Here is a 22,004-nt window from a genome sequence, read left to right as displayed (position 1 = left end):
AATCAGAAATGATTCAAGCAAATGGAAGAGTGGCAGAGCGGTTGAATGCACCAGTCTTGAAAACTGGCGAGGATGAAAGTCCTCCGTGAGTTCGAATCTCACCTCTTCCGCCAAGTCAAATGTAAAAAGCCCAGCAACTACTTGCTGGGCTTTTATCTTTTCAGCTACTGTAAGGAATTACTGTGCTTCTTGGCTACTTCTTGATTGCTTCTTGATTACTTCTTAGCAGCTGGTGCGCTTACTACTGCAGCGATTGCTTCTGTGTAAACCACTTTTACTTGATCATTTACAGAAATATCTTTCATCAACTCAGGGTTCTGAACCTTAACCTTGATGATATTTCCTTGTGGGCCTTTTAAAGAAACAACATTTTTAGCTGTATCAATTGCCTCAACATTAGCGGTTGCAGTAACGGTATTAGTAGTGATCATGCCCGGCTTATCACCTTGTGGAGCAGTAGTAGTGCTGGTGCTAACTTGCTCACTAGTAGTGCCTGGATTTTTAACTTTAACCAGCTCAATCGCTACAGCGAGTTCATAAACAACATCAAAACGGTCGCCTACTTTAATTTCAGCAAAGTTCTTCACTTCAGGGCCGGCAACAATAGAAGTTTCGCCATCATTGTTTTTGAGAGTCACTGTACGAGTTGCTGCATCAATTTTGGTTACTTCACCATCATAGATGAGCGCGGCTTCTTGAGCGGCTACGCCAGCAATAGGCGCTTTTGGTTTGGTTAGGAAAACGTAAGCGCCAACTGCGATTGCAGCAATGACGATAGCAATGATAATTTTTTTCATAATGTTTTGATCCTTTGGGTGGTTAAAGAACATCACCCTTGGGTGGTGATGCGGAAATGTCTAAATACTGGTGATTTAGTACTTGCGTCCATTGTATTGCTAGAAGCTAGCTGCAAGGCCAATAGAGGTGCCATGTACGTTTTGGCCAAACTGATAGCGAAATACGACCCTAACCCTAGTAAAGATAGGGTCAGATGCACTACGATCCAATTCAATACCGGTGCCAACGGAGGATAGGGAGTTAAAACCCAGCGCTCCACGTAAGTCACCCAAGAATTCGGTATGCGCCACTTCAAACACGGCTCTTAAGGGTCTATCCAGAAGTGTGATCGGTGTCGGAATACGACTTCTGGCCCAAAGTGCCAGACTTTGTGAATCTGCTGATCCTTGTACTGCGGTAGAGCTGGCAAATGTTTGGACCGGAATATTGGTGTAACGCAACTCCACATCAATCTCTTGATCGGGCTTGTAATTTTCATAATCGAGCATGACGGAGCCACCCAGGCCATAGGAGTTCATGCGACCTCCGTTCAGGAATTGCAAATCAATCCCTTTTTGATTCTGAAGCACTCTAGAGGCAATCGACAGGTCACTCTCGAGATGCCCCAACATTACATTAGCAATAGGGCGAAAGCGCAACTCATTGGTAATCGGGAAATCCCAACCGATACCGCCTGTTCCAGTAATGCTATTCCAGTGCACGGGCACGGTAACAGAGCTGTTTCCAATCCCGTCTGTAAAAGTAGGGTTGTAGCGATTGACCGCTAGGGTGCCTTCTAAATAGAGTGGAAAATTTGCACTAATACGATCACCACCGCCAAGTGAGATCATTTGTAGATCAGAGTTCTCTCCACCATTGTTGCGAATTGATAGGGAGCCTGTAGTGACATCCGGCGTTAGTGAATACCCCGTAATTGTCATGAAGGCATCGGCACGCTTTTTGAGGTAATTGTTAGCGGCGTTGTAGAAGGCGGATTGGGCCTGTGCAAAGTCAATCCCAATGATGGATAGGGTGATAAAGAAAAGGAGCTGGTTTCTACTTAAAAGCCGCATGACAGGCATTTTAGCGAATCAATTCTCTGGATGTACTATAGCGAACATGAAGCTGCTCATTTCTATTTACTTCTTTATTCTGGCCATTATTCAGATGGGCCTGTTTTTCGGTATTTATCACTATTACCGTTCTCAAAACCTACTGAGACCCAGTTTGTATTGGATGTCTTCACTACTGGTGAGTGTGGTGGGCTTGTTTATTTTTGGATTCGGGATTATCACCCTCCAAAATATTGCCAATCCAGAATTTAATTTCACTGTAGCTAATACGTTCTTCTATGTGGCCGCCTTACTGCAGGGTTTATTTTGCCAATCACTCAATCATGAGATATCTAAACGGGTGAAGATTAGTGCTGCAGTATCGGTGATCATATTTATTGTTGTATTTGAATCCATGCGACTGTATGGATCTTTTGAAAGTCGAACAGCTGTAATGGCTTTTCTGGCCAGTATTTTTTATTGTTGGCAGATTTATGAGCTTGGTAAGAAAAAGAAAGTCTCGCCGTCCAAGCAGCTGGTGTATATGCAGTATGCAAACTTTGCCGAAATATTTTTTGCAATAGGTCGGTTTTTCATTTTGGTTGCTTCTGCATTCACTATCAAACAAGTTGATCAGATCCCACAGTTATTGATTCTGTTTACCATTTCTCAGTTAGTGATGAATACCCTGTCCTATATTGCTATTGGGGGTTATTGGGCTGAGCATGTGACCATAGCCAATATTCGTTCAGCCAACGAAACTGAGTCAACCAAAAAGCTCCTGCAAGAGCGAGATCTCTTAATAGCCTCCTTATTAAAGGCTAATAAGACGGCTAGCACTGGAGCTTTATCTGCCTCCATCGCTCATGAGCTCAATCAGCCTCTTGGAGCCTCTAGTCTGAACATTCAATTTCTGCAAAAAAAGTTATCTGAAGGAAGTTTAAGTCCTGCGCTGCAAAAAGAAATTCTAGACTCTTTGCTCATCGATAATCAGCGAGCTGCAAGCATCATTCGCTCCCTCAGATCTATTTTTGCTGATGAAAAAATAGTTTCAACAAAAGTAGACATCGCTGAATTAATAGACTTAGTACTCACCATCGCAAGTCCTGAGATAGCTAAGCAGAATATCCAAATGGTATTGAATCTGGAAAATAATTTATTTGTAACGGCAAATAAGGGCGAGCTTCAACAAGTGCTTTTAAATCTATTGAATAACGCCATTGATGTCTTAAAGAACTTGGACGCAGTTGATAAAAAAATTACGATTTTGGGTCAGCACGTTGGATCTGATATTCAAATATCAATTGCAGATAGTGGTTTAGGCATTGATTCAGAGGTGCAGGCCCACATGTTTGAGCTGCTTTCTACCACCAAAAGCTCGGGTATGGGAATTGGTCTTTGGTTATGCAGGCATATTGTTTCAAGGCATGGTGGCTCTATTTGGTTTGAGTCTTATGCTGACAAGGGCACCACCTTTTTTGTCCGTTTACCTTTAGTTGCCGTGTATTCAATTTAAGCCTTTTGTCTTGCTCATTAGCTTTAGGGCTAATTGCCATAGGTATAGCCAGTCATATCATTGAAATTCCAGTAATCACCTTATTTAGGCCTCAGATGAATATCAAACTTACCAAAATATCTTTTGCAATCGTCATGATGAGCTCTGGATTTGTGATGGCAGCAGGCGGCGGCGGTGTTGTAGTTGATCCTGGCGCCATGCAAGGCAAACACTTTGATGTGAAAGGTAAGTCGCCATCGAGCTATACGGTCGAATTACAAAACGGGTTACGTAAGACGCTGCCTTTTGAGGATAAAAGGGATTTTGAAGAGTCAAAGAGGGGTTTTATTGCTGCGCCTCCTTATAAGGCCATCATGGCTGATGCAGGAAATGTTGCCTGGGATATGGGAAGCTATGAATTTCTATTGCAGGGTAAAGACTTTGACAGCGTGCATCCATCTTTGCAGCGTCAGGCAATTCTCAATATGGGGTATGGCTTGTACGAAGTCGTGCCAGACAAGATTTACCAAGTTCGCGGCTTTGACTTATCCAATATTAGTTTTGTTAAAACAAATACAGGATGGATTGTCTTTGACCCATTGACCTCAAAAGAGACCGCTAGAGCAGCTCTGGAATTGGTGAATGAGAAACTAGGTAAGCGTCCAGTAGTTGCGGTGGTGTATTCACATTCGCATGCCGATCACTTTGGTGGTGTTCGTGGCGTGGTAGAGGAGTCTGATGTGAAGAGTGGCAAGGTAAAAATTATTGCACCTGCTGGCTTTATGGATCATGCCGTTGCAGAGAACGTATATGCCGGCAATGCCATGACACGTCGTTTGTATTTCCAGTATGGCGTCTTATTGCCCCGCAGCCCATTTGGACACGTTGACCAATCGATTGGTAAAAATACCGCAGCAGGAAATCTTGGTTTGATTGAGCCAACCATTCTCATTAATGAGCCATTTGAAAAGATGACGGTTGATGGTGTGGAAATGGAGTTTCAAAATACTCCGGGAACCGAGGCACCTGCCGAGATGAACACCTATTTTCCGCAATTCAAAGCATTCTGGGCTGCTGAAAATATTACTGGCACCATCCATAATATCTATACCTTACGTGGCGCTTTAGTTCGCGATGCTTTGGCATGGTCTAAGAACATTAATAATGCTTTGTATCGTTATGGCAATGAGGCTCAAGTAATGTTTGCTTCTCATTCATGGCCTCGTTGGGGTAATGATCGCGTTCAAGAAGTGATGCGCACTCAACGCGATAGTTACGCCCACCTGAACAATGAGGTGCTTCATTTGGCAAATAATGGTGTAACCATTAACGAAGTGCATAACGTCTATCGGCAACCAGAGAGCCTAAAAAAGCAATGGGCTGCACATAGCTACCACGGCTCTGAGGAGCATAACAGTCGCGCAGTGATCAATCGATATCTTGGTTATTGGGATGCCAATCCTGCCACCTTGATCCCATTGTCACCAAAAGATTCTGCACCGCTGTATGTTGAGATGATGGGCGGTTCCGCCAAGATTATGGCCAAAGGTAAAGAGCTCTATAAGCAGGGTAAATACCGCGAAGCTATGGAAATAGTAAATAAATTGGTCTACGCACAACCAAACAATACGGCTGCTAAAGATCTACTCGCAGACATTTACGAGCAGATTGGCTATCAAAAGGAAAGTCCTAGCGTGCGCAATAGCTTCTTAGGTGCTGCATACGAGTTACGTCACGGCATGCCCTCTGGGGCATCGCCAAAGACCAACGGCCCTGACATGATTAGAGCAATGACCACCGAGCTTTGGCTTAACGCTTTGGCAATCAGCATGGATAGCAAAAAAGCTGCTGGTATGAAGTTCACTATCAACCTTAATACTCCAGACAATGGTGAAAAGTTTGTTGTAGGGATGAGTAATTCTGCGCTGACAAATATCAAGGGTTATCAGGACAAAAATCCAAACCTGACTATCACCGTTAATCGTAGTGACTTAGAAAAAGTGATGGGTGGCCAAACCACTTTTGAAAAATTGTTATCAGAAGGTAAAACCAAGTTTGAAGGTGATCGTAAAGCGTTTGATCAATTGCGCAGCACCATGACAACCTTTGCTCCAGACTTTGAGTTGATCCCTGGTACAAAGGCTAAGGCGCCGCCCGCAAAATCAAACAAGGATCCGTTTGAAGCCCCTCCGATTGCTAATTCTGATGGTGCTTAATTAAGCAATGGATGGTTATAAAAAAAGGACTCCATGGAGTCCTTTTTTATTTGATGCTAAGAATTAATTGAGATCAACCTGCAACTTGGCATCTTTAACCAACTTTGCCCATTGATTTCTGTCTTTAATAATGAACTTGCTAAAGGCCGCTGGTGTGCCGCCACCATCTTCCGCACCAACCTCGGCTAACTTTGCCTGAATTTCTGGTTTACGTAATACCGCATTCACGTCAGCGTTAATCTTATTCACGATCTTTGGGTCAAGCTTTGCTGGACCCATGAGGCCGTACCAAGCTGTTGCCTCAAATCCTACGTAACCGAGTTGTTCCATGGTGGGCAGGTTAGGGTAGGCGGCTGAGCGCTTAGTGCGGGTTTGCGCAAGAGCAATGACCTTGCCGCTTTGAATGTGCGGTGTCGCTGCTCCCATGGTTTCAAATGCATAAGTAATATGCCCAGCCATTAAATCAACCAAAACAGGTCCACTGCCTTTGTATGGAATATGCAGTGCTTGTGTGTCAGACATATGCATAAACAATTCATAGGCAAGATGTTGGGTGCTGCCATTGCCGGCTGATCCAAAGCTAACCTTGCCAGGGTTTTGCTTCATATAAGCAACCAAATCTTTAACGTTCTTAGCTGGAGCATCAACGTTTGCAATCAGAATATTGGGTGTCACGCCGAGCAAAACAATTGGCGTAAAGTCGGTAGTAGCGTTGTACGCCATCTTTTGTCCCAATGCTGGAATAATCGAGAGCGCATTGACGTGTGCTAAACCCAGCGTATATCCATCGGCTGGAGATTTAGCAACCAAATCGGCTGCAATCGTACCTGCGGCACCGCCGCGGTTATCAATAATGACCTGTTGACCCCACATTTGGGACAGGTTAATAGCGATAATGCGGGCAATCGCATCCGAGCCTCCGCCTGGCGGAAACCCAACAATTAATTTAATAGGCTTATCTGGCCATGTTTTGGCTTGCGCAAAAGCGCTAGTAGAGATAGATATTGCGCTAATGGCAAATGCACATAAAAACAAAACCCGCGTACATATGCTGCCAGCTGACTTGCTTTGAATCATTGTTTGTCTCCGAATCGGATTTTTATATTTGTTAAGTTATTTACTTTAACTGAGAAATAGCTCTTGAAGATTATTGAGGTAGCGTAAACCCTGATCAGTAGCCTTTAGCTTTGAAGGATTTTCATCCAGCAAACCTTTTCTACTGGCCTCATCTAAACCCTTGCTGATCACATTTAAAGGGAGGCCGGTACGCTCGCTAAAGCTGCTGGTATCAACTCCATCCTTTAACCTTAGGGCATTGAGCATAAATTCGAATGGGAGATCCTGGGGTTCAATAAGCTTAGACTCAATTAAGGCATTGCCCTTGGTTTCCATTGCTTGCATATAGGTTTCAGGATGTCGTTCACGTACTTGACGAGTAATCTTGTCCGGAAAAGAAATCTTCCCGTGAGCGCCGGCACCAATGCCAATGTAATCCCCGAAACGCCAGTAGTTCACATTATGTTTGCACTCTTGGTTTTTCTGCGCATAGGCAGACACTTCGTAGCGTTTGTAACCCGCTTTCATTAGTAAATCTAAATTCTGTTCAAAGATTGCATCCACTTCATCGTCACTTGGCAATTGCGGAGGAAAGTTTGCGAAGTAGGTATTGGGCTCTAGCGTGAGGTTATAAAAGGATAGATGCGGTGTTTTAAAAGAAAGTGCCGTCTCTACATCTGCCTTGGCTAGCTCTAATGTCTGCTTGGGAAGGCCATACATGAGATCCAGATTTACTGATTTAAAGTGTTTCATCGCAATTTCAATTGCTCGTCTTGCTTCTTCACCATTGTGGATGCGTCCCAAGGCTTTAAGCTGCTCATCCTGAAAGCTTTGAACCCCGATTGACACTCGATTAATTCCGGCCTTTGCAAATCCTGCAAATTTATCGGCCTCAATAGATCCAGGGTTGGCCTCCATAGTGATTTCAGCATCGGGCTCTAAGTTGACGCGGGCACGAACGGCGCACAGTAGTCGATCCATGCCGTCTGCAGAAAGAAGGCTGGGGGTTCCGCCGCCAATAAAGATGCTGTGTACCTGACGACCCCAAGTGTTGGCTAGTTCAGTTTCTAAATCGGCAATGAGTGCATTGATATAGCGCTCTTCATCAAAACCGGCTTTGGCAACGCCGTCTTTAATCTGATGTGAATTGAAATCGCAATAAGGGCATTTCTTTTCGCACCAAGGAAAGTGAATATACAAAGCCAGAGGTGGCAATGCGGTAAGGCTGACTTTATTAGGAGTTGAACTAAGCACGATATTTCAGTTACGGGATTTCAACTGAACAATCAGTTCGCGTAATGCTTGACCACGGTGACTGATTAAATTCTTCTGGGCTGAATCTAATTGCGCTGCAGTGTAGTTTTGCTCAGGCAAAAAGAAGTGAGGGTCATAGCCAAAGCCATTAGATCCCGCTGGCTGATCAATGATTTGACCGTACCAACGGGTTTGCACAATGATGGGCTCGGGATCATTGACGTTGTTGACGAACACCAAGGCGCAAACATAATGAGCGCCTCGATCTGTTTTATCTCTTAAGTCATGAATGAGCTTTTGATTATTAGCCACATCATTACCTTGATCTCCGGCATAGCGAGCCGACAATACCCCAGGCATACCATCAAGAGCATGGGCGCAAATACCTGAGTCATCAGCCAGGGCAGGTAAGCCAGATGCAGCGCTAGCATGACGTGCTTTTGCCAGCGCATTCTCTACAAAGGTTTGGTGGGGCTCCTCTGCGGAGGGAATGCCCAATTCACCTTGAGGGATGACTTGAAAATTCAGGGGGGCTAACAGTGCCTGAAACTCCTTTACCTTGCCAGCATTATTAGATGCGAGAACGAGCTTTTGCATTTCAATCTTTATTTCAATGAATGACTTTGCATTTTTGTCAGCTCTTGAATGCCTTGCTCTGCCAAGTCCAATAGGGCATTCAGCTCTGTTCTAGAGAAAGCCGCGCCTTCAGCGGTACCTTGCACTTCAATCATTCCGCCTTTGCCGGTCATCACAACATTCATATCAGTGTCACATGAAGAGTCTTCTGGATAATCCAAATCCAGTACCGGAACTCCTTGATATATGCCAACAGAAATTGCGGCAACGCTATCAATGATTGGGTCCTTAGTAATTGCGCCATTTTTTAGTAGTTGATTAACTGCATCGCGGGCTGCTACATAAGCGCCAGTAATTGAGGCGGTACGGGTGCCGCCGTCAGCTTGCAGTACATCGCAATCTAGATGAATGGTTCTCTCGCCCAATACTTTCAAATCAAAGACGCTACGCATAGCGCGACCAATGAGACGCTGAATTTCTTGAGTACGGCCAGATTGTTTGCCGCGTGCAGCTTCACGATCGCTGCGGGTATGGGTAGAACGGGGCAGCATGCCGTATTCCGCAGTAACCCAGCCTTCACCAGATCCTTTTTTATGAGGAGGCACCTTTTCTAGAATGCTGGCGGTACACAGAACTTTGGTATCCCCAAAAGCGATCAAAACGGATCCTTCGGCATGCTTTGTAAAAGCCCTGGAGATGGTCACTGGGCGCAAATCGGTTGGCTTGCGGCCGCTAGGACGGGAAATATTGGCTGGGTTGGCAGTACGCATAAAGGGGGTCCTGTGAGGTTGGTGTCTAGTTCAATAATGAATCTACAATGTCCATATGATATCGAGCATGACTGGTTATGGCAGCGCTTCTCGCCAAGTCTCCTTAGGAGCTGGTGTAGTTGCTGATCTGCAGGTGGAATGTCGGGCTGTCAATAGCCGCTTTCTGGATCTTGGATTTCGTCTTCCGGACGAATGCCGCGGGGCTGAGCCTGCCTTGCGAGAAATGGCCACCCAAAGCCTGTCTCGAGGCAAGGTCGAGTTTAGGGCGGCATGGCGGGTTAATAGTTCAGCCGCTGGGGCTGCGAAAAGTAATCCCCATGCATTAGGAGCTATTAATAAAGACCGTTTAGACGCCTTGTATACCTTACAAGAAAAAGCCCAGGACGCGTTTCCTAAAGCCCAAGAGTTGAGTATTGCGGAAGTATTGCGCTGGCCAGGAGTTGTCTCTGAGCCACGGGGTGAAGAAGATAGTTGGATAACTGCAGCAGTCGAAGCCGGACGAGCCGCTCTTGCAGCGCTGATGGAAAGTCGCCATGCTGAAGGCAAGGCTTTGGTTGGCGTTCTTACCAGTATCACCGGCAAGATGCGCGAGATCGTTAAGGTGATTGAGCCTAAGGTCCCTGAATATGTTGCCCAGTATCAAGAAAAGCTCACTGAACGTCTTGCTGAGGCACTAGCAGCCCAAGAGCAAGCGAAGGCAGGTGCTGAGTTGATGGAGCGTATTCGTCAAGAGGTGGTGCTCTACGCAGTCCGGATTGATGTAGCTGAAGAGTTCGCGCGCTTAAAGACCCATCTGCAGGCGGTTGATAATGCGCTTGCAGGCAAAGGCCCGGTTGGTAAGCGTCTGGACTTTTTGATGCAAGAACTTAATCGTGAAGCGAATACCTTAAGTTCAAAGTCTGTTTCCGAAGAATGCACACAAGCCGCGCTAGAGCTTAAGTTGTTTATCGAGCAAATGCGTGAGCAAGTTCAAAACCTTGAGTAACCCATATTTCATTTATGACTAACTCCACTCTGACACCATCCTATCAAGGCAGTATGTTGATGATTGTTGCGCCATCGGGAGCAGGAAAATCGTCATTAGTAAATGCTTTACTAAAAGAAGATGCCGGGCTTAAATTATCTCTATCAACTACTACTCGTGTGCCAAGACCTGGTGAGGTAGATGGTAAGGACTATCGCTTTTTGACCAAAGAAGACTTTTTGCAAGAACGCGACCAAGGTCATTTTTTAGAGTGGGCTGAAGTTCATGGCCATTTTTATGGAACTTCTAAACCTTGGATTGAATCTCAGATGCAGGCAGGTAGCGATGTCATGTTGGAGATCGATTGGCAGGGTGCTCAACAAATTCGGAAGTTAATTCCCTCGGTTCAGTGGATCTTCATCTTCCCGCCCTCGATTGAGGCTTTAGAGGAGCGTTTGCGCAAGCGTGGTCAGGATGATGAGGCGACCATACAGCGCCGCCTAGCGGCTGCTCACGTTGAGCTACAGCATGCCCCTGAAGCAGATTACATCGTAGTAAATGATTCCTTTGATCAGGCATTGGTTGATTTAAAGCACATATTGGCTTCAAGTCGCCTGCGTTCTGGACCCAGTATGGCCAGAAATCCAGCTCTTTTGAAGCGCCTCGGGGTCTAATCAGTTATCCTATAGGTATTGAAGCTAAATTAAGTGAGTCCAGCATGGCCCGTATTACTGTAGAAGATTGTCTTAAAACTATCCCTAATCGTTTTGAATTGGTTTTGGCCGCGACTTATCGTGCTCGCCAATTGGTACAAGGTCACTCCCCACGTGTTGAGTCCAGAGATAAAGCTACTGTAGTTGCTTTACGTGAAGTAGCTGCCGGTGTGACTGACCGTGACATGTTGACCAAAGTACCTCTGTAATTAAGGAGTTCCGGTGTGGAGCTCCCTCTAGGTATAGTCAAAACATCGGAAAAACCAGGAAGCATCTCGTCTAAAGATGCTTCGCTTGACTTGGCTCAAGCTCAGTTGTTGGATGCAGAATCCGACACCACAAACCCAAGCGGTAAAAAATCGATTATTGCGAGCTTATTGGCGCAATCGAGTCGCCATTTGTTTGGTCCGACATCTGCACCCAATCTCCCCTTAAAGCATCAGGTAGTTTCTATTGAGGGATTGCTTGCCAAGCTTTCTTATCTCAAACCAGATGAGATTGCGCAAATCAAAAAAGCATTTCAGTTTTCTGATGCTGCACATTTAGGTCAATATCGCCACAGCGGCGAACCCTACATTACTCATCCTGTTGCCGTAGCCGAGCTCTGTGCTACGTGGCGCTTAGATGCCCCATCCATCATGGCCGCCTTAATGCATGATGTGATTGAGGACACGGGCTGTACCAAAGCAGATTTAGTTGAAAAGTTCGGTAACAAGGTTGCTGAGTTGGTTGAAGGATTGACTAAGCTTGATAAATTAGAATTTCAAAGTCATGCAGAAGCTCAAGCAGAGAGCTTTCGCAAAATGTTTATGGCCATGGCACGCGATGTCCGTGTCATCTTGGTAAAGCTGGCTGATCGTACGCACAATATGCGTACCCTAGATGCGGTACCGATGGCGAAGCGCCGCCGAGTGGCGGCTGAAACAATCGAAATCTACGCCCCCATTGCGCATCGTCTTGGATTGAACGTGATTTACCGTGATCTTCAGGATTTAAGCTTCCGTTATTCCATGCCGATGCGTTTTCGTGTCATTGAGAGTGCTGTAAAGCGGGCGCGTGGTAATCGTAAGGAAATGGTCGAGAAAATTTTGCAGGCTTCTCGTATGGCTTTTGCCAAGGCCAACTTAGATGTAGATCTTCGCGGTCGTGAAAAGACGCTTTTTAGTATCTATAGCAAGATGCGTTCAAAGCATCTCAGTTTTTCACAGGTGCTTGATGTTTATGCCTTCCGGGTAACGGTACATTCGATTGATGAGTGTTATCGAGCTCTAGGTATTTTGCATTCTTTATATAAGCCGATGCCTGGCAAATTTAAGGATTACATTGCTATTCCTAAGTTGAATGGCTATCAGTCTCTGCACACCACCTTATTGGGTCCATCTGGCGTCCCCGTAGAGTTTCAGATTCGCACAACTGAAATGCATGCGGTTGCTGAAGCAGGTGTTGCTGCACACTGGGCTTACAAAGATGGCTCTCCTGACATGAGTGAGGTGCAAAACCGAGCACATCAATGGCTACAGTCATTGATTGATATTCAGGACAGCAGTGGCGACTCTCAAGAGTTCTTAGAGCACGTCAAAATTGACTTGTTCCCAGATGCTGTTTATGTATTTACACCCACTGGGCAGATTAGAGCTTTGCCAAGAGGCGCTACCGCTTTAGACTTCGCATACTCCATTCATAGCGACCTTGGTAATACATGCGTAGCGGTGAAGATTAATGGACTGCAATTGCCTTTGCGTAGCGAATTAAAAAATAGCGATATTGTTGAAGTCATTACATCGGCAAATTCTCAACCCAACCCAGGTTGGCTAGCGTTTGTTCGCACCGGCAAGGCTCGCGCCTCCATTCGCCACTCTCTCAAAACAAAGCACTATTCAGAATCACTTCAGTTGGGTGAGCGTCTCTTGGCGAACGCACTACGCCAGCAAGGTGTAGATGCAGCTCTACTGAGTCCGGAGATTTGGGAAAAGCTCATGCACTGGACGGGGGATAAAACCCGTGAAGAAGCTTGTGTCAACATTGCCTTAGGCAGACGATCTCCGCAGGAGCTTGCTATTCGCCTCAAGATTTTGATTGATGATGAGGGTGGAGCTGAGCAAATGCGTTTGGGTGTTGCTGATTGGGTTGCCCCAAATCAAGAAGTAGGTCACACCCATCAACGGCAAGCCATTATGGTGGATGGGCGCGAGGGTAATTCGATTCATTTCCAAACCTGCTGCCATCCCATTCCAGGTGACAACATCATTGGTTATCTCGGCAAAGGTGAGGGCCTGCAAGTTCATACTAACGACTGCCCCTTAGCGTTACGTATGCTCTCTAAGGATAGTGATAAGTGGGTTGAAGTTGAGTGGGCTAAAGAGCTCAACCGTGAATTTGAATTAGATCTCGCAATTGACACACGACAAGGTAAGGGTGTTCTGGCAAGGGTGGCGAGCAGCGTAACCTCTGCCGATTCCAACATCATGAATGTTTCAATGGAAGATCGCTTTAAAGAAGATTCTGTCACTATCCGTTTTACGATCCAAGTCTATGATCGTTTGCATCTATCCAAAGTAATGCGTAGCCTGCGTTCCAATCCTGATGTGATGCGAGTCACTCGGACACGTGCTGCCTAGGTCTACTAGAGCTACGAATACCTATAGGTATTGAACATCTAAGATTTCTATTTCAGCAGGGCCAGTCGGAGTTTGTATAAAGACACAATCTCCGATGCGAGATTTAATTAGGGCTTTTGCTATGGGGGATACCCAGCTGACATGCCCCTTCTCTAAATCGACCTCATCAACGCCGACGATGGTGATCTCAGTCTTTTTATTGGCTTGTGGCCCTTCTAGGGTGGAGTAAGTCACGGTGGCGCCAAAGAAGACCTGTTCGGAGTCGTTTTCACCGGATTTTCGGGTGGAATTATCGACAACTACGGCAAATTCAAGGCGTTTATTGAGGAAGCGAATTCGCCTATCAATCTCTCGAAGTCGCTTTTTCCCATAGATATAGTCCCCATTTTCAGACCGGTCGCCATTGCTGGCGGCCCAGTGGACCACCTTTACAACCTCGGGTCTATCAAGGTTTAGGAGCTGTAGGAGCTCGTTCTTGATACGCTCGTGACCAGCGGGGGTGATGTAGTTCTTCTCTTCCATGGCATAATTATGGCTGTTGCGGCTGTAGCTCAGCTGGATAGAGTACTTGGCTACGAACCAAGGGGTCGTGGGTTCAATTCCTGCCAGCCGCACCAACTTATATTGGGCCTAGTTGAAAAACTGGGCCCTTTTTCTTTTTGGGCTTTTCTCAAAGCTTTCACACAGATCCCTTATAGTCTGCTTATGAGCACTTCTGACACCATTTCTGCCGTTTCTGACACCCCAGTGGCGGTATGGTCACAGGCAGATGCCAATAACGCCAAAGTGCTGATTAGCGGCATAGTCAATGTCTACTCCTTGGGCGGTGTTTGGACCCAAATTCGTGATTCTCAAGATGCCTGGTTAAAGCAGGGTGATAGCAAAACTAAGTCTCTCACTTTTGATGCATCCAAAGTTACTTTTTTAGATGGTGCTGGCATTGCATTTCTCATAGGGGTTGAAGAGGCACAAACAACAGCTGGTGCAAAGTTCGATGTTGTCGGTTTGGATCAACGTTACGAACCTCTATTAAATGAATTCAACCCAATCAATAATTTATTTCCTGTTTCTACTGTAAAGCCTAAAAGAAGTTTTGTAGTTAGTACAGGAATGGCGACACAGAATTTAATTGATGATGCAGTTGGCTTAATTTCATTTACCGGTCATCTGGTGTCTGATTTAGCTTGGTCTATTCGTCACCCGAATCAAGTGCGCTGGGGTGATTTTGTAAATGCTGCCGTGCAGGCGGGTATTGCAGCGTTACCAATCGTTGGTTTAGTGGCATTTTTGATTGGTGTCATTCTGTCTTTCCAGGCAGCTATTGGTATGCAGCAGTTTGGCGCTGTATCCTTTGTAGGCCCTCTGGCGGCATTGGGTATTGTGCGAGAAATGGGCCCTTTGATTACGGCTATTTTGTTAGCAGGGCGATCTTCAGCAGCATTCGCGGCCGAGATTGGCACGATGACTGTTAACAGCGAAGTAGATGCGCTTGTATCTGGTGGCTTAAGCCCAATTCGTTTTTTAGTGGTGCCACGAGTTCTAGCTGGAATTTTGGTTGCACCCATTTTGACTTTGTTTGCCGATATCGTCAGTATTTTTTCATCAATGTTGACGATGTTGATTTATGGCATTCCTTTTATCAACTTCTATAACGGCATGCTCTCCGCTGTAGATATCGAAGATATTGGTTCAGGTTTAATTAAGGCTACTCTTTTTGGTGTAGTCGTTTCCGCTGTTGGTTGTCTACGCGGCATGCAAACCGGAAATGGTGCGGCTGCAGTTGGTATTTCTGCAACGCGTGCTGTTGTCAGTAGCATTGTATTAATCGTGGTGGTCGACGGCATCTTTGCCTTTATTTCCTACAAGACAGGTTTCTGATGGATATGCCAGGAAATTCTCAATACGCGATTGATGTGCAGAACCTCACCGTGGGGTACGGCTCTAATGTGCTGATGCAAAACCTGAATTTTCAAGTCAATTACGGTGAAATTTTCGTCATTCTGGGCGGGTCTGGTTGCGGTAAGTCTAGTTTGTTAAAGAACCTTTTCGGCCTTTACCAACCTTTGTCTGGAGACGTTCTTATCGAAGGTCAAAATATCACTACCGCAGTAGGAGCCCAGCGCCAGAAGATCATGACAAGTTTTGGTGTGATGTATCAACAGGGCGCCTTATTTGGCTCCATGAATTTGCTTGATAACGTGACCTTGTTTATGCAGGAATATACCCAGCTCACACAAGCCCAAATGGATTTATTGGCGCGCTGTAAGCTTGATCTTGTTGGTCTATTGCCATACGAGTCCTACATGCCGAGCGAAATTAGTGGCGGTATGCAAAAGAGGGCGGCGATTGCACGCGCAATGGCACTTGATCCTAAAATATTATTTTTAGATGAGCCGTCTGCTGGCCTTGATCCAATAACCTCCGCTGATCTTGATAGCACGATTCAAGATTTATCTAAAAACCTAGGAATCACTTTTGTCATCGTATCCCATGAGCTTGCAAGTATCTATGCCATTGCCGACAAGGTCATCATGCTTGATAAGGGGGCTAAAGGCATCATTGCCCAGGGTGATCCTAAAGTATTGCGCGATACCAGTAAAGATCCACGAGTGCATCAATTCTTCAATCGTATTATGAGCAAGGACGCAGCATGAGTAACAACTCAAATCCCAATTATTTTCGCTTAGGCGTTTTTGTGCTGGCAGCAATTGGTGTACTGATTGCTGTGATTCTCATTTTTGGTGGAGGCAAATTCTTCCAAAAATCGTTTATGGTTGAAACCTACATTAAACAGTCTGTAACAGGTTTAGATGCCGGTGCAGCCGTACGATTCCGTGGGGTCAAAATTGGTCAGGTGACTTCGATTGGTTTATCTGGGGATATTTACGAAAGAGATTTGCCTTTTCATGACCGTCGCCAGTATGTTGTGGTCAGAATGCAAATTTTTGGCGACAAGGTAAATGAAGATCAAATTAGTGAGTTTGTAAAAAATAATTTACGAGCTCGTGTGAAGTCCATGGGTATTACTGGTGTGAACTATATCGAATTTGATTTTGTGGCTAGCGCATCTTCTACTTCGCCACTTCCTTTCTCTTGGAAGCCTGAGTACCCAGTAATTCCATCTCTGCCAAATCAAGCTGATGAGATTATTTCCGGTATTCAAAAGTTAATTGGCGCTCTCAATGATATGAATATCGATGGGACCCAGAAGAAATTAGACGCATTGTTAGGTAACCTCAATGTGCTGATGGCTGGTGATGGCAAAGGTAATGAGGGTGTAATCGAGTCTGTAAAGCAGTTAAACGTCATCATGTCCCGTATATCTAAAGCAACAGACAAAGAAGAGCTCGGTATTCTCATGCGTGAGTTAGCTGCGGCAACCACCTCTTTACGTCAAACGATTACCAGTGTTCAGGGTGACACAGTTCTGACGATGGAAAACATTAAGCAAGCTAGCGAAAATTTAAATGAATTTAGCCGTATAGCCAGTCAATCACCTTCAAGCCTAATTTGGAGTGACCCCCCAAAGAAAATTACGCCTAATAGCGGTGCCGGTCAGTCTGGAGCTCAGAAATGATGAAGCGCATTCTCTTTTCCTTTGTCATCTTAGGCCTTGTCTCTTGCTCCTTGCCTACTAGGCCGCCGGTAGGGCCTACCACTTGGATAGTGTCTCCAGAAAGAACAGCTGCCCCACGTACTGCTCGGACAGACATTTGGCTAAAGATGGGTTCTGTATCTGTTACGCCACCGTTTGATGGTCGATCTTTGGTTTATCGAACAGGTGATCAACGGTACGAAAAAGATTTTTATAACGTCTACACGACAATTCCTGCCGAAATGATTGGGAATGCTGAGCGTCAATGGATGAACAAGGCAAATATTTTCTCCGCAACAGTAGGGCAGAGTAATAACCTCTTTCCTTATTATTATTTGCAAGCAACGGTTGAAGAGTTTTATGGGGATTACCGAAATAAGCCTGAGGCTGTAGTGAGTGTTGAGTTTTTCCTAAGCGCCACAAGCGCTGGAAAAGCAAATCCCTTGATTGGTGCGAATCGATATACCAGGCGTATCGCTCTTAAGGACAATACGCCAGACGCTCTGGTTTTAGGTCAGCAAGAAGCCTTGGCTCAGATCCTTAATGAATACGAGGCGCAACTTTATAAATATGCAGGCAATTTGCCAAAACCCTTAGGACAGTAATTCTATGAAATTGTTTTCATCCCCATTTGCACTGAAAAAAATTATTTCTTCAGTATTTTTCTTCTTGGCAGCTAGTCTTATTGGCATTGTCAATGCACAAACTTTTCCTAACCGACCCATTCGATTAGTTGTTCCATTTGCACCAGGTGGCAGCACTGACATCATTGCTCGTGCGGTGGGTGATGCTTTGGGTCGTCAGCTAGGTCAACCCGTCATTGTGGAGAACAAGGCAGGTGGTGGGGGTTCTGTAGGCGCTCTAGAGGTCATGCGTGCTCCCAAGGATGGCTACACCATTGGTATGGCTACGGTTTCTACAACAGCTGCCAATCCGGCTATCAATCCTAAAATTGGTTACGACCCCATAACGGATTTCACGGCGATTAGTAATATTGCCGCGACACCAAACATCATTGCGGTAAATCCATCGTTCCCCGCCAAGGACTTTAAAACCTTTATGGAAGTATTGAAGGCTAACCCTGGCAAGTATTCATATTCGAGCTCTGGCACCGGCGGCATTGGTCATTTGCAAACAGAGTTATTTAAAAGTTTGACCGGGGTCTTTATTGTGCATATTCCTTACCGCGGAGCGGGACCAGCGCTAGCTGACACCGTAGGTGGTCAAGTCTCGATGATCTTTGACAATTTGCCATCCTCGCTACCGTTTATTAAAGATGGCAAGCTGGTGCCAATCGTCATTGCGGCTCCTAAGCGTTTAGCGCAACTGCCGAACGTGCCGACATTTGCCGAAGTAGGTTTAGCACCAGTCAATCGTATGGCTTATTACGGACTTTTGGGGCCCGCAGGAATGCCTAAGGATATCGTTGATAAGTACAATGCCGCATTACAAAAGGCAGTCGCCGATCCTGCTGTGAAAAAGCGCATTGAAGATACGGGCTCATTGATTAACGTGAACGGACCCGAAGCCTTTGCAAAAGAAATTAAAGCTGAGTACACCGTTTACAAAGAAGTGGTGGCTAAGCAAAAATTACAGTTAGATTAATAACAATTAAATAATTAGAATCAGTTGGAGATGAAATGGATCTAGGATTAAAAGGAAAAGTTGCTTTAGTAATGGCCTCTAGCCGCGGATTAGGACAAGCAATGGCAGTGTCGCTGGCTAAAGAGGGCGTCAAAGTCGCAGTCACTGGTCGTAACCCTGAAGGTTTGCAGCAATCTGTGAAATTAATTGAAGTTGCTGGTGGCCAGGCCCTTGCCTTGAACTGGGATTTGTCTGATGCATCGATTATTGATGGCTTGATATCTAAGGTTGAAAAAGAGTTGGGGCCCATCGATATTCTGATTAATAACACGGGTGGACCTCCTCCAACACCAGCAGCCGGCCAAGATCCAGCGCTCTGGCAAAAAAGCTTCAACGATATGGTGTTATCACTCATTGCGATTACAGATCGCGTCTTGCCTGGCATGCGACAGCGTAAATGGGGTCGAATCATTACTAGCACCACCTCAGGCGCTATAGCCCCTATTAAAAATTTAGCCATTTCCAATACCTTGCGTGCAGCACTGCTTGCGTGGTCTAAAACCCTAGCTGCAGAAGTGGCCGCAGAAGGCATCACTGTCAATGTGATCATGCCTGGCAGGGTGGCGACAGATCGCCTACGTCAGTTGGACGAAGCTCGCGCTAAACGTGAGGGCACAAGCTATGAAGATGTTGTTAAAGCAAGTTTGCGGCAAATTCCGATGGGAAGATATGGTGACCCCAAAGAATATGGCGATGCTGCAGCGTTCTTAGCCAGTCAAAATGCTTCATTCATTACAGGTACTGTCATGCGTATTGATGGCGGCCAAATTCAGGCAATTTGAGTAAATTCATTTTTCGCTTTTTAGCGAATTTTCGGCGTGATGTCCGAGCGAGCGAGCTGGCTTGGTTGTTAGTTGCGTTGACAATTTCTGTCACCGCACTTTCCAGTGTGAGTTTTTTGGCAGATCGTATGCAAAGGGCATTTGCTTTTGATGCCCGCCAACTCCTTGCTTCGGATTTGCTGATTGTTTCTGATCAGCCATTGCCCAGTCTTTTTTTAGATGAGGCAAAGAGTAAAAATTTACAGCTGGCTCAGACGGTTGTGTTTCCGAGTATGGCAACCGTTGGCTCGCACAGCAAATTAGCCTCTCTTAAAGCAGTAAGCCCCCAATATCCGCTGCGTGGAGCTTTGCGTATTCAAACCAATGATCAGGAAAAGCCAACTCCCTCTGCTCCTGGTGAAGGCTTTGTTTGGGTGGACCCTGCAATGTTGGCAAGCCTGGATGCTTCACTAGGCGATGCTATTGTTTTGGGTCAAAAGACTTTTGTGATTGGCGGCGTCTTAGAGCGCGAATTAGATCGCGGTGCTGGCTTTATGAACTTTGCACCTCGAGTGATGATGTCACTTTCTGATTTAGGTGATACAGGCCTCATTGGCCTTGGTAGCAGGGTTACATATAGACTCCTGTTGGCTGGATCCGATCAACAAATCAGTTCTTATGGTTCTTGGGCCACCCAATATATTGATAAAGAGGGCCTCAAGGGGATTCGTATTGAAACTCTGGAGAATGCGCAGCCCATCATGCGCAAAACCTTGGAGCGTGCGGATCGATTCTTATCATTAATTGCCTTATTGACTGCGATGGTGGCAGCTGTAGCTATAGCGTTATCTGCCCATCGCTACACGCGCAAGCAGGCCAGCGCTTGTGCGGTCCTTAAATGTCTGGGTGCTAGCTCCAGAATGATTCTTAAGCGCCAGGCAGAGACCTTAATCGGACTTGGCCTCATTGCAGCTTTATTGGGATCTCTTTTAGGGTACCTGGGTCAATATGTATTAACGATCCTCTTAGGCAATTTAGTATTAACCCAATTACCGTCTGTCTCACTTTGGCCTGTTCTATGGAGTGTATTGGTAGCCTGGCTCTTATTGTTTGGTTTTGCTGGTCCGTCGATCTTCAGTTTGGTAAAGGTCTCCCCAATCCGACTTATTCGAAAAGAGTTTGATGGGATTGGGGTCTCCGCTTTATGGACCGTTTTATGTGCATTGGGTGCAGCAGTTTCTTTAATCATGCTTGCAGCACGAGACTGGAAATTGGCCTTATGGACGTGCGTTAGCTTTGGTGCGGCAATTGCTACCTTCGCTTTTTTGGCTTGGAGCGTTCTATGGATTCTGAGTGCTCTTCGCACAAAGCGTTTTGCACTTGGATTTGTCATTTTGTCTCAGGGGCGAAGAGCAGGGTTAGCTGTTGTACAAATTACAGCACTAGGCATAGCTCTGATGGCGTTACTTTTAGTCCTACTATTGCGTGCTGACTTTTTAAGTGCCTGGCAAGGCGATATACCTAGCGATGCACCTAATCGTTTCATGATTAATGTTCAGGGCGATCAAAAGCCAGAACTTACGAAGTCGCTTGAACGCGCAGGTATTTCAAATCCTGAGTTTTATCCAATGGTGCGCGGCCGCTTGGTTGATATCAATGGCAAAGACGTAACGCCCAATGATTTTGCTGAAGAGAATGCTAAACGTTTAATTGATCGTGAGTTTAATTTGTCCTATACAGATCAGTTACCGCCAGGTAATCAACTTATTTCGGGAAAATGGATTGAGGGTGATACACCTCAAATCTCGATGGAAACGGGAATAGCCAAAACCCTGAAATTAAAATTGGGTGATCAACTGAGCTTTGAAGTTGCCGGTGAAAAAATTACCGCACCCATTACTTCCCTACGAAAATTGGATTGGGGCTCTATGCGGGTGAACTTTTTTGTCATCATGCCGCCATCTCAGTTGCAATCAATGCCGCAGTCATGGATTACCTCTTACTATCAATCCCCCAAGCAAGAGTCTTTGGATTTTCAGTTAAGCCAAACCTATCCCAATCTGACCATTGTGGATGTCTCAGCATCGCTGCAACAAATCCAAGAAGTTCTGAATAAGCTTTCCTCTGTATTGGGCCTGCTTTTGGCTTTTACGATTGCAGCTGCGGTTTTAGTGTTGATGTCTGCGATAGCCGCCACCCAAGATGAGCGTTATAAAAATGCCGCTCTTTTAAAAGCGCTAGGAGCCTCCCGCTCAACCTTGGCCAGTATTGCAAATATCGAGTTGGCATTGATTGGTTTATTGGCGGGGCTATTTGCTGGACTTGCTTCAGGAATCGCTGCGTGGGCTTTAGGTAGGTATGTGATGGAAATTTCTTTTAATGCCTTTGCTGAGGCCTTATTGATGGGCATTACATTTGGAGTGCTTGCATGCCTTGTGTCTGGATACCGCTTTCAGAAAAGAATTCAGAAAGCTACAGCAGTTGAATGTCTGCGTGAAGCTTAGATCGACCTC

Annotated in this window: 20 protein-coding genes and 2 tRNA genes; 15 read left to right on the top strand and 7 right to left on the bottom strand. The window is 45.6% G+C overall.

Going from position 1 to position 22,004, the window contains the following annotated elements; genetic code table 11:
• Positions 1-23: 23 nt before the first annotated feature.
• Positions 24-113 (top strand) — tRNA-Ser (locus tag AOC21_RS05500).
• A 102-nt stretch (positions 114-215) separates the two neighbouring features.
• Here AOC21_RS05500 and AOC21_RS05495 read toward each other — a convergent pair.
• Together AOC21_RS05495 and AOC21_RS05490 are read right to left on the bottom strand one after the other, a co-directional pair.
• The gene (locus AOC21_RS05495) at positions 216-797 is read right to left on the bottom strand and encodes a hypothetical protein (RefSeq protein ID WP_215391032.1); all 582 of its coding nucleotides are present in this window, start codon (positions 795-797) and stop codon (positions 216-218) included.
• A gap of 99 nt (positions 798-896) precedes the next feature.
• Positions 897-1,850, bottom strand: coding sequence for a hypothetical protein (locus tag AOC21_RS05490; RefSeq protein ID WP_251371462.1), 954 nt, complete (start codon positions 1,848-1,850; stop codon positions 897-899).
• Positions 1,851-1,896: 46 nt separating this feature from the next.
• On the opposite strand from AOC21_RS05490, the gene AOC21_RS05485 reads away from it, so the two are divergent.
• A complete protein-coding gene (locus tag AOC21_RS05485) occupies positions 1,897-3,345 on the top strand; it encodes a sensor histidine kinase (protein WP_215391031.1) in 1,449 nt (482 codons plus the stop codon).
• Between the two features lie 95 nt (positions 3,346-3,440).
• Entirely contained in the window at positions 3,441-5,540 is a 2,100-nt protein-coding gene (locus tag AOC21_RS05480; RefSeq protein WP_215391030.1) for an alkyl/aryl-sulfatase, read from the top strand.
• A gap of 63 nt (positions 5,541-5,603) precedes the next feature.
• Here AOC21_RS05480 and AOC21_RS05475 read toward each other — a convergent pair whose 3' ends face one another.
• The 4 genes from AOC21_RS05475 to rph are packed head-to-tail and all read right to left on the bottom strand — an operon-like array spanning position 5,604 to position 9,196.
• Complete coding sequence (locus AOC21_RS05475) at positions 5,604-6,617, bottom strand: tripartite tricarboxylate transporter substrate binding protein (protein ID WP_215391029.1); 1,014 nt, start codon at positions 6,615-6,617, stop codon at positions 5,604-5,606.
• A gap of 45 nt (positions 6,618-6,662) precedes the next feature.
• Positions 6,663-7,850, bottom strand: coding sequence for a radical SAM family heme chaperone HemW (gene hemW / locus AOC21_RS05470; protein WP_215391028.1), 1,188 nt, complete (start codon positions 7,848-7,850; stop codon positions 6,663-6,665).
• A 6-nt stretch (positions 7,851-7,856) separates the two neighbouring features.
• Positions 7,857-8,447: an RdgB/HAM1 family non-canonical purine NTP pyrophosphatase gene (gene rdgB, locus AOC21_RS05465; RefSeq protein ID WP_215391027.1), complete on the bottom strand. Its 591-nt coding sequence runs from the start codon at positions 8,445-8,447 to the stop codon at positions 7,857-7,859.
• 8 nt (positions 8,448-8,455) lie between these two features.
• Positions 8,456-9,196 carry a ribonuclease PH gene (rph, locus tag AOC21_RS05460; protein ID WP_215391026.1) on the bottom strand — a complete coding sequence of 247 codons (741 nt, stop codon included), beginning with the start codon at positions 9,194-9,196 and terminating at the stop codon, positions 8,456-8,458.
• 55 nt (positions 9,197-9,251) lie between these two features.
• Here rph and AOC21_RS05455 point away from each other — a divergent pair, with 55 nt between their 5' ends.
• The 4 genes from AOC21_RS05455 to AOC21_RS05440 are packed head-to-tail and all read left to right on the top strand — an operon-like array spanning position 9,252 to position 13,491.
• Positions 9,252-10,181, top strand: a complete 930-nt coding sequence (locus AOC21_RS05455) for a YicC/YloC family endoribonuclease (protein ID WP_215391025.1) — start codon at positions 9,252-9,254, stop codon at positions 10,179-10,181.
• A 14-nt stretch (positions 10,182-10,195) separates the two neighbouring features.
• A complete protein-coding gene (gmk, locus tag AOC21_RS05450) occupies positions 10,196-10,834 on the top strand; it encodes a guanylate kinase (protein WP_215391024.1) in 639 nt (212 codons plus the stop codon).
• 44 nt (positions 10,835-10,878) lie between these two features.
• The gene (gene rpoZ, locus AOC21_RS05445; RefSeq protein ID WP_011902918.1) at positions 10,879-11,082 is read left to right on the top strand and encodes a DNA-directed RNA polymerase subunit omega; all 204 of its coding nucleotides are present in this window, start codon (positions 10,879-10,881) and stop codon (positions 11,080-11,082) included.
• Positions 11,083-11,097: 15 nt separating this feature from the next.
• The gene (locus AOC21_RS05440) at positions 11,098-13,491 is read left to right on the top strand and encodes a bifunctional (p)ppGpp synthetase/guanosine-3',5'-bis(diphosphate) 3'-pyrophosphohydrolase (RefSeq protein ID WP_215391023.1); all 2,394 of its coding nucleotides are present in this window, start codon (positions 11,098-11,100) and stop codon (positions 13,489-13,491) included.
• A 21-nt stretch (positions 13,492-13,512) separates the two neighbouring features.
• Here AOC21_RS05440 and greB read toward each other — a convergent pair whose 3' ends face one another.
• Positions 13,513-14,013 carry a transcription elongation factor GreB gene (gene greB / locus AOC21_RS05435; RefSeq protein ID WP_215391022.1) on the bottom strand — a complete coding sequence of 167 codons (501 nt, stop codon included), beginning with the start codon at positions 14,011-14,013 and terminating at the stop codon, positions 13,513-13,515.
• Positions 14,014-14,031: 18 nt separating this feature from the next.
• Here greB and AOC21_RS05430 point away from each other — a divergent pair.
• The 8 genes from AOC21_RS05430 (at position 14,032) to AOC21_RS05395 (ending at position 21,995) form a co-directional block, all read left to right on the top strand.
• A tRNA-Arg gene (locus AOC21_RS05430) sits at positions 14,032-14,108 on the top strand.
• A gap of 88 nt (positions 14,109-14,196) precedes the next feature.
• Entirely contained in the window at positions 14,197-15,369 is a 1,173-nt protein-coding gene (locus tag AOC21_RS05425) for an ABC transporter permease (protein WP_215391021.1), read from the top strand.
• Positions 15,369-16,145, top strand: a complete 777-nt coding sequence (locus AOC21_RS05420) for an ABC transporter ATP-binding protein (protein WP_215391020.1) — start codon at positions 15,369-15,371, stop codon at positions 16,143-16,145. The genes AOC21_RS05425 and AOC21_RS05420 overlap by 1 nt, the downstream gene beginning before the upstream one ends.
• Positions 16,142-17,068 (top strand): MlaD family protein, encoded by a 927-nt coding sequence (locus tag AOC21_RS05415; protein WP_215391019.1) that lies wholly within the window; start codon positions 16,142-16,144, stop codon positions 17,066-17,068. The genes AOC21_RS05420 and AOC21_RS05415 overlap by 4 nt, the downstream gene beginning before the upstream one ends.
• The gene (locus tag AOC21_RS05410) at positions 17,065-17,691 is read left to right on the top strand and encodes a membrane integrity-associated transporter subunit PqiC (protein ID WP_215391018.1); all 627 of its coding nucleotides are present in this window, start codon (positions 17,065-17,067) and stop codon (positions 17,689-17,691) included. The genes AOC21_RS05415 and AOC21_RS05410 overlap by 4 nt, the downstream gene beginning before the upstream one ends.
• 4 nt (positions 17,692-17,695) lie before the next feature.
• Positions 17,696-18,691, top strand: coding sequence for a tripartite tricarboxylate transporter substrate binding protein BugE (locus AOC21_RS05405; RefSeq protein WP_251371461.1), 996 nt, complete (start codon positions 17,696-17,698; stop codon positions 18,689-18,691).
• A 35-nt stretch (positions 18,692-18,726) separates the two neighbouring features.
• Positions 18,727-19,512 carry an SDR family oxidoreductase gene (locus AOC21_RS05400; protein ID WP_215391017.1) on the top strand — a complete coding sequence of 262 codons (786 nt, stop codon included), beginning with the start codon at positions 18,727-18,729 and terminating at the stop codon, positions 19,510-19,512.
• Positions 19,509-21,995: an ABC transporter permease gene (locus tag AOC21_RS05395; RefSeq protein ID WP_215391016.1), complete on the top strand. Its 2,487-nt coding sequence runs from the start codon at positions 19,509-19,511 to the stop codon at positions 21,993-21,995. The genes AOC21_RS05400 and AOC21_RS05395 overlap by 4 nt, the downstream gene beginning before the upstream one ends.
• Positions 21,996-22,004 lie beyond the last annotated feature (9 nt).

The sequence above is a fragment of the Polynucleobacter sp. VK25 genome, assembly GCF_018687355.1.
Classification (GTDB): Bacteria; Pseudomonadota; Gammaproteobacteria; order Burkholderiales; family Burkholderiaceae; genus Polynucleobacter.
This window is presented reverse-complemented; position numbering and strand designations above follow the sequence as displayed.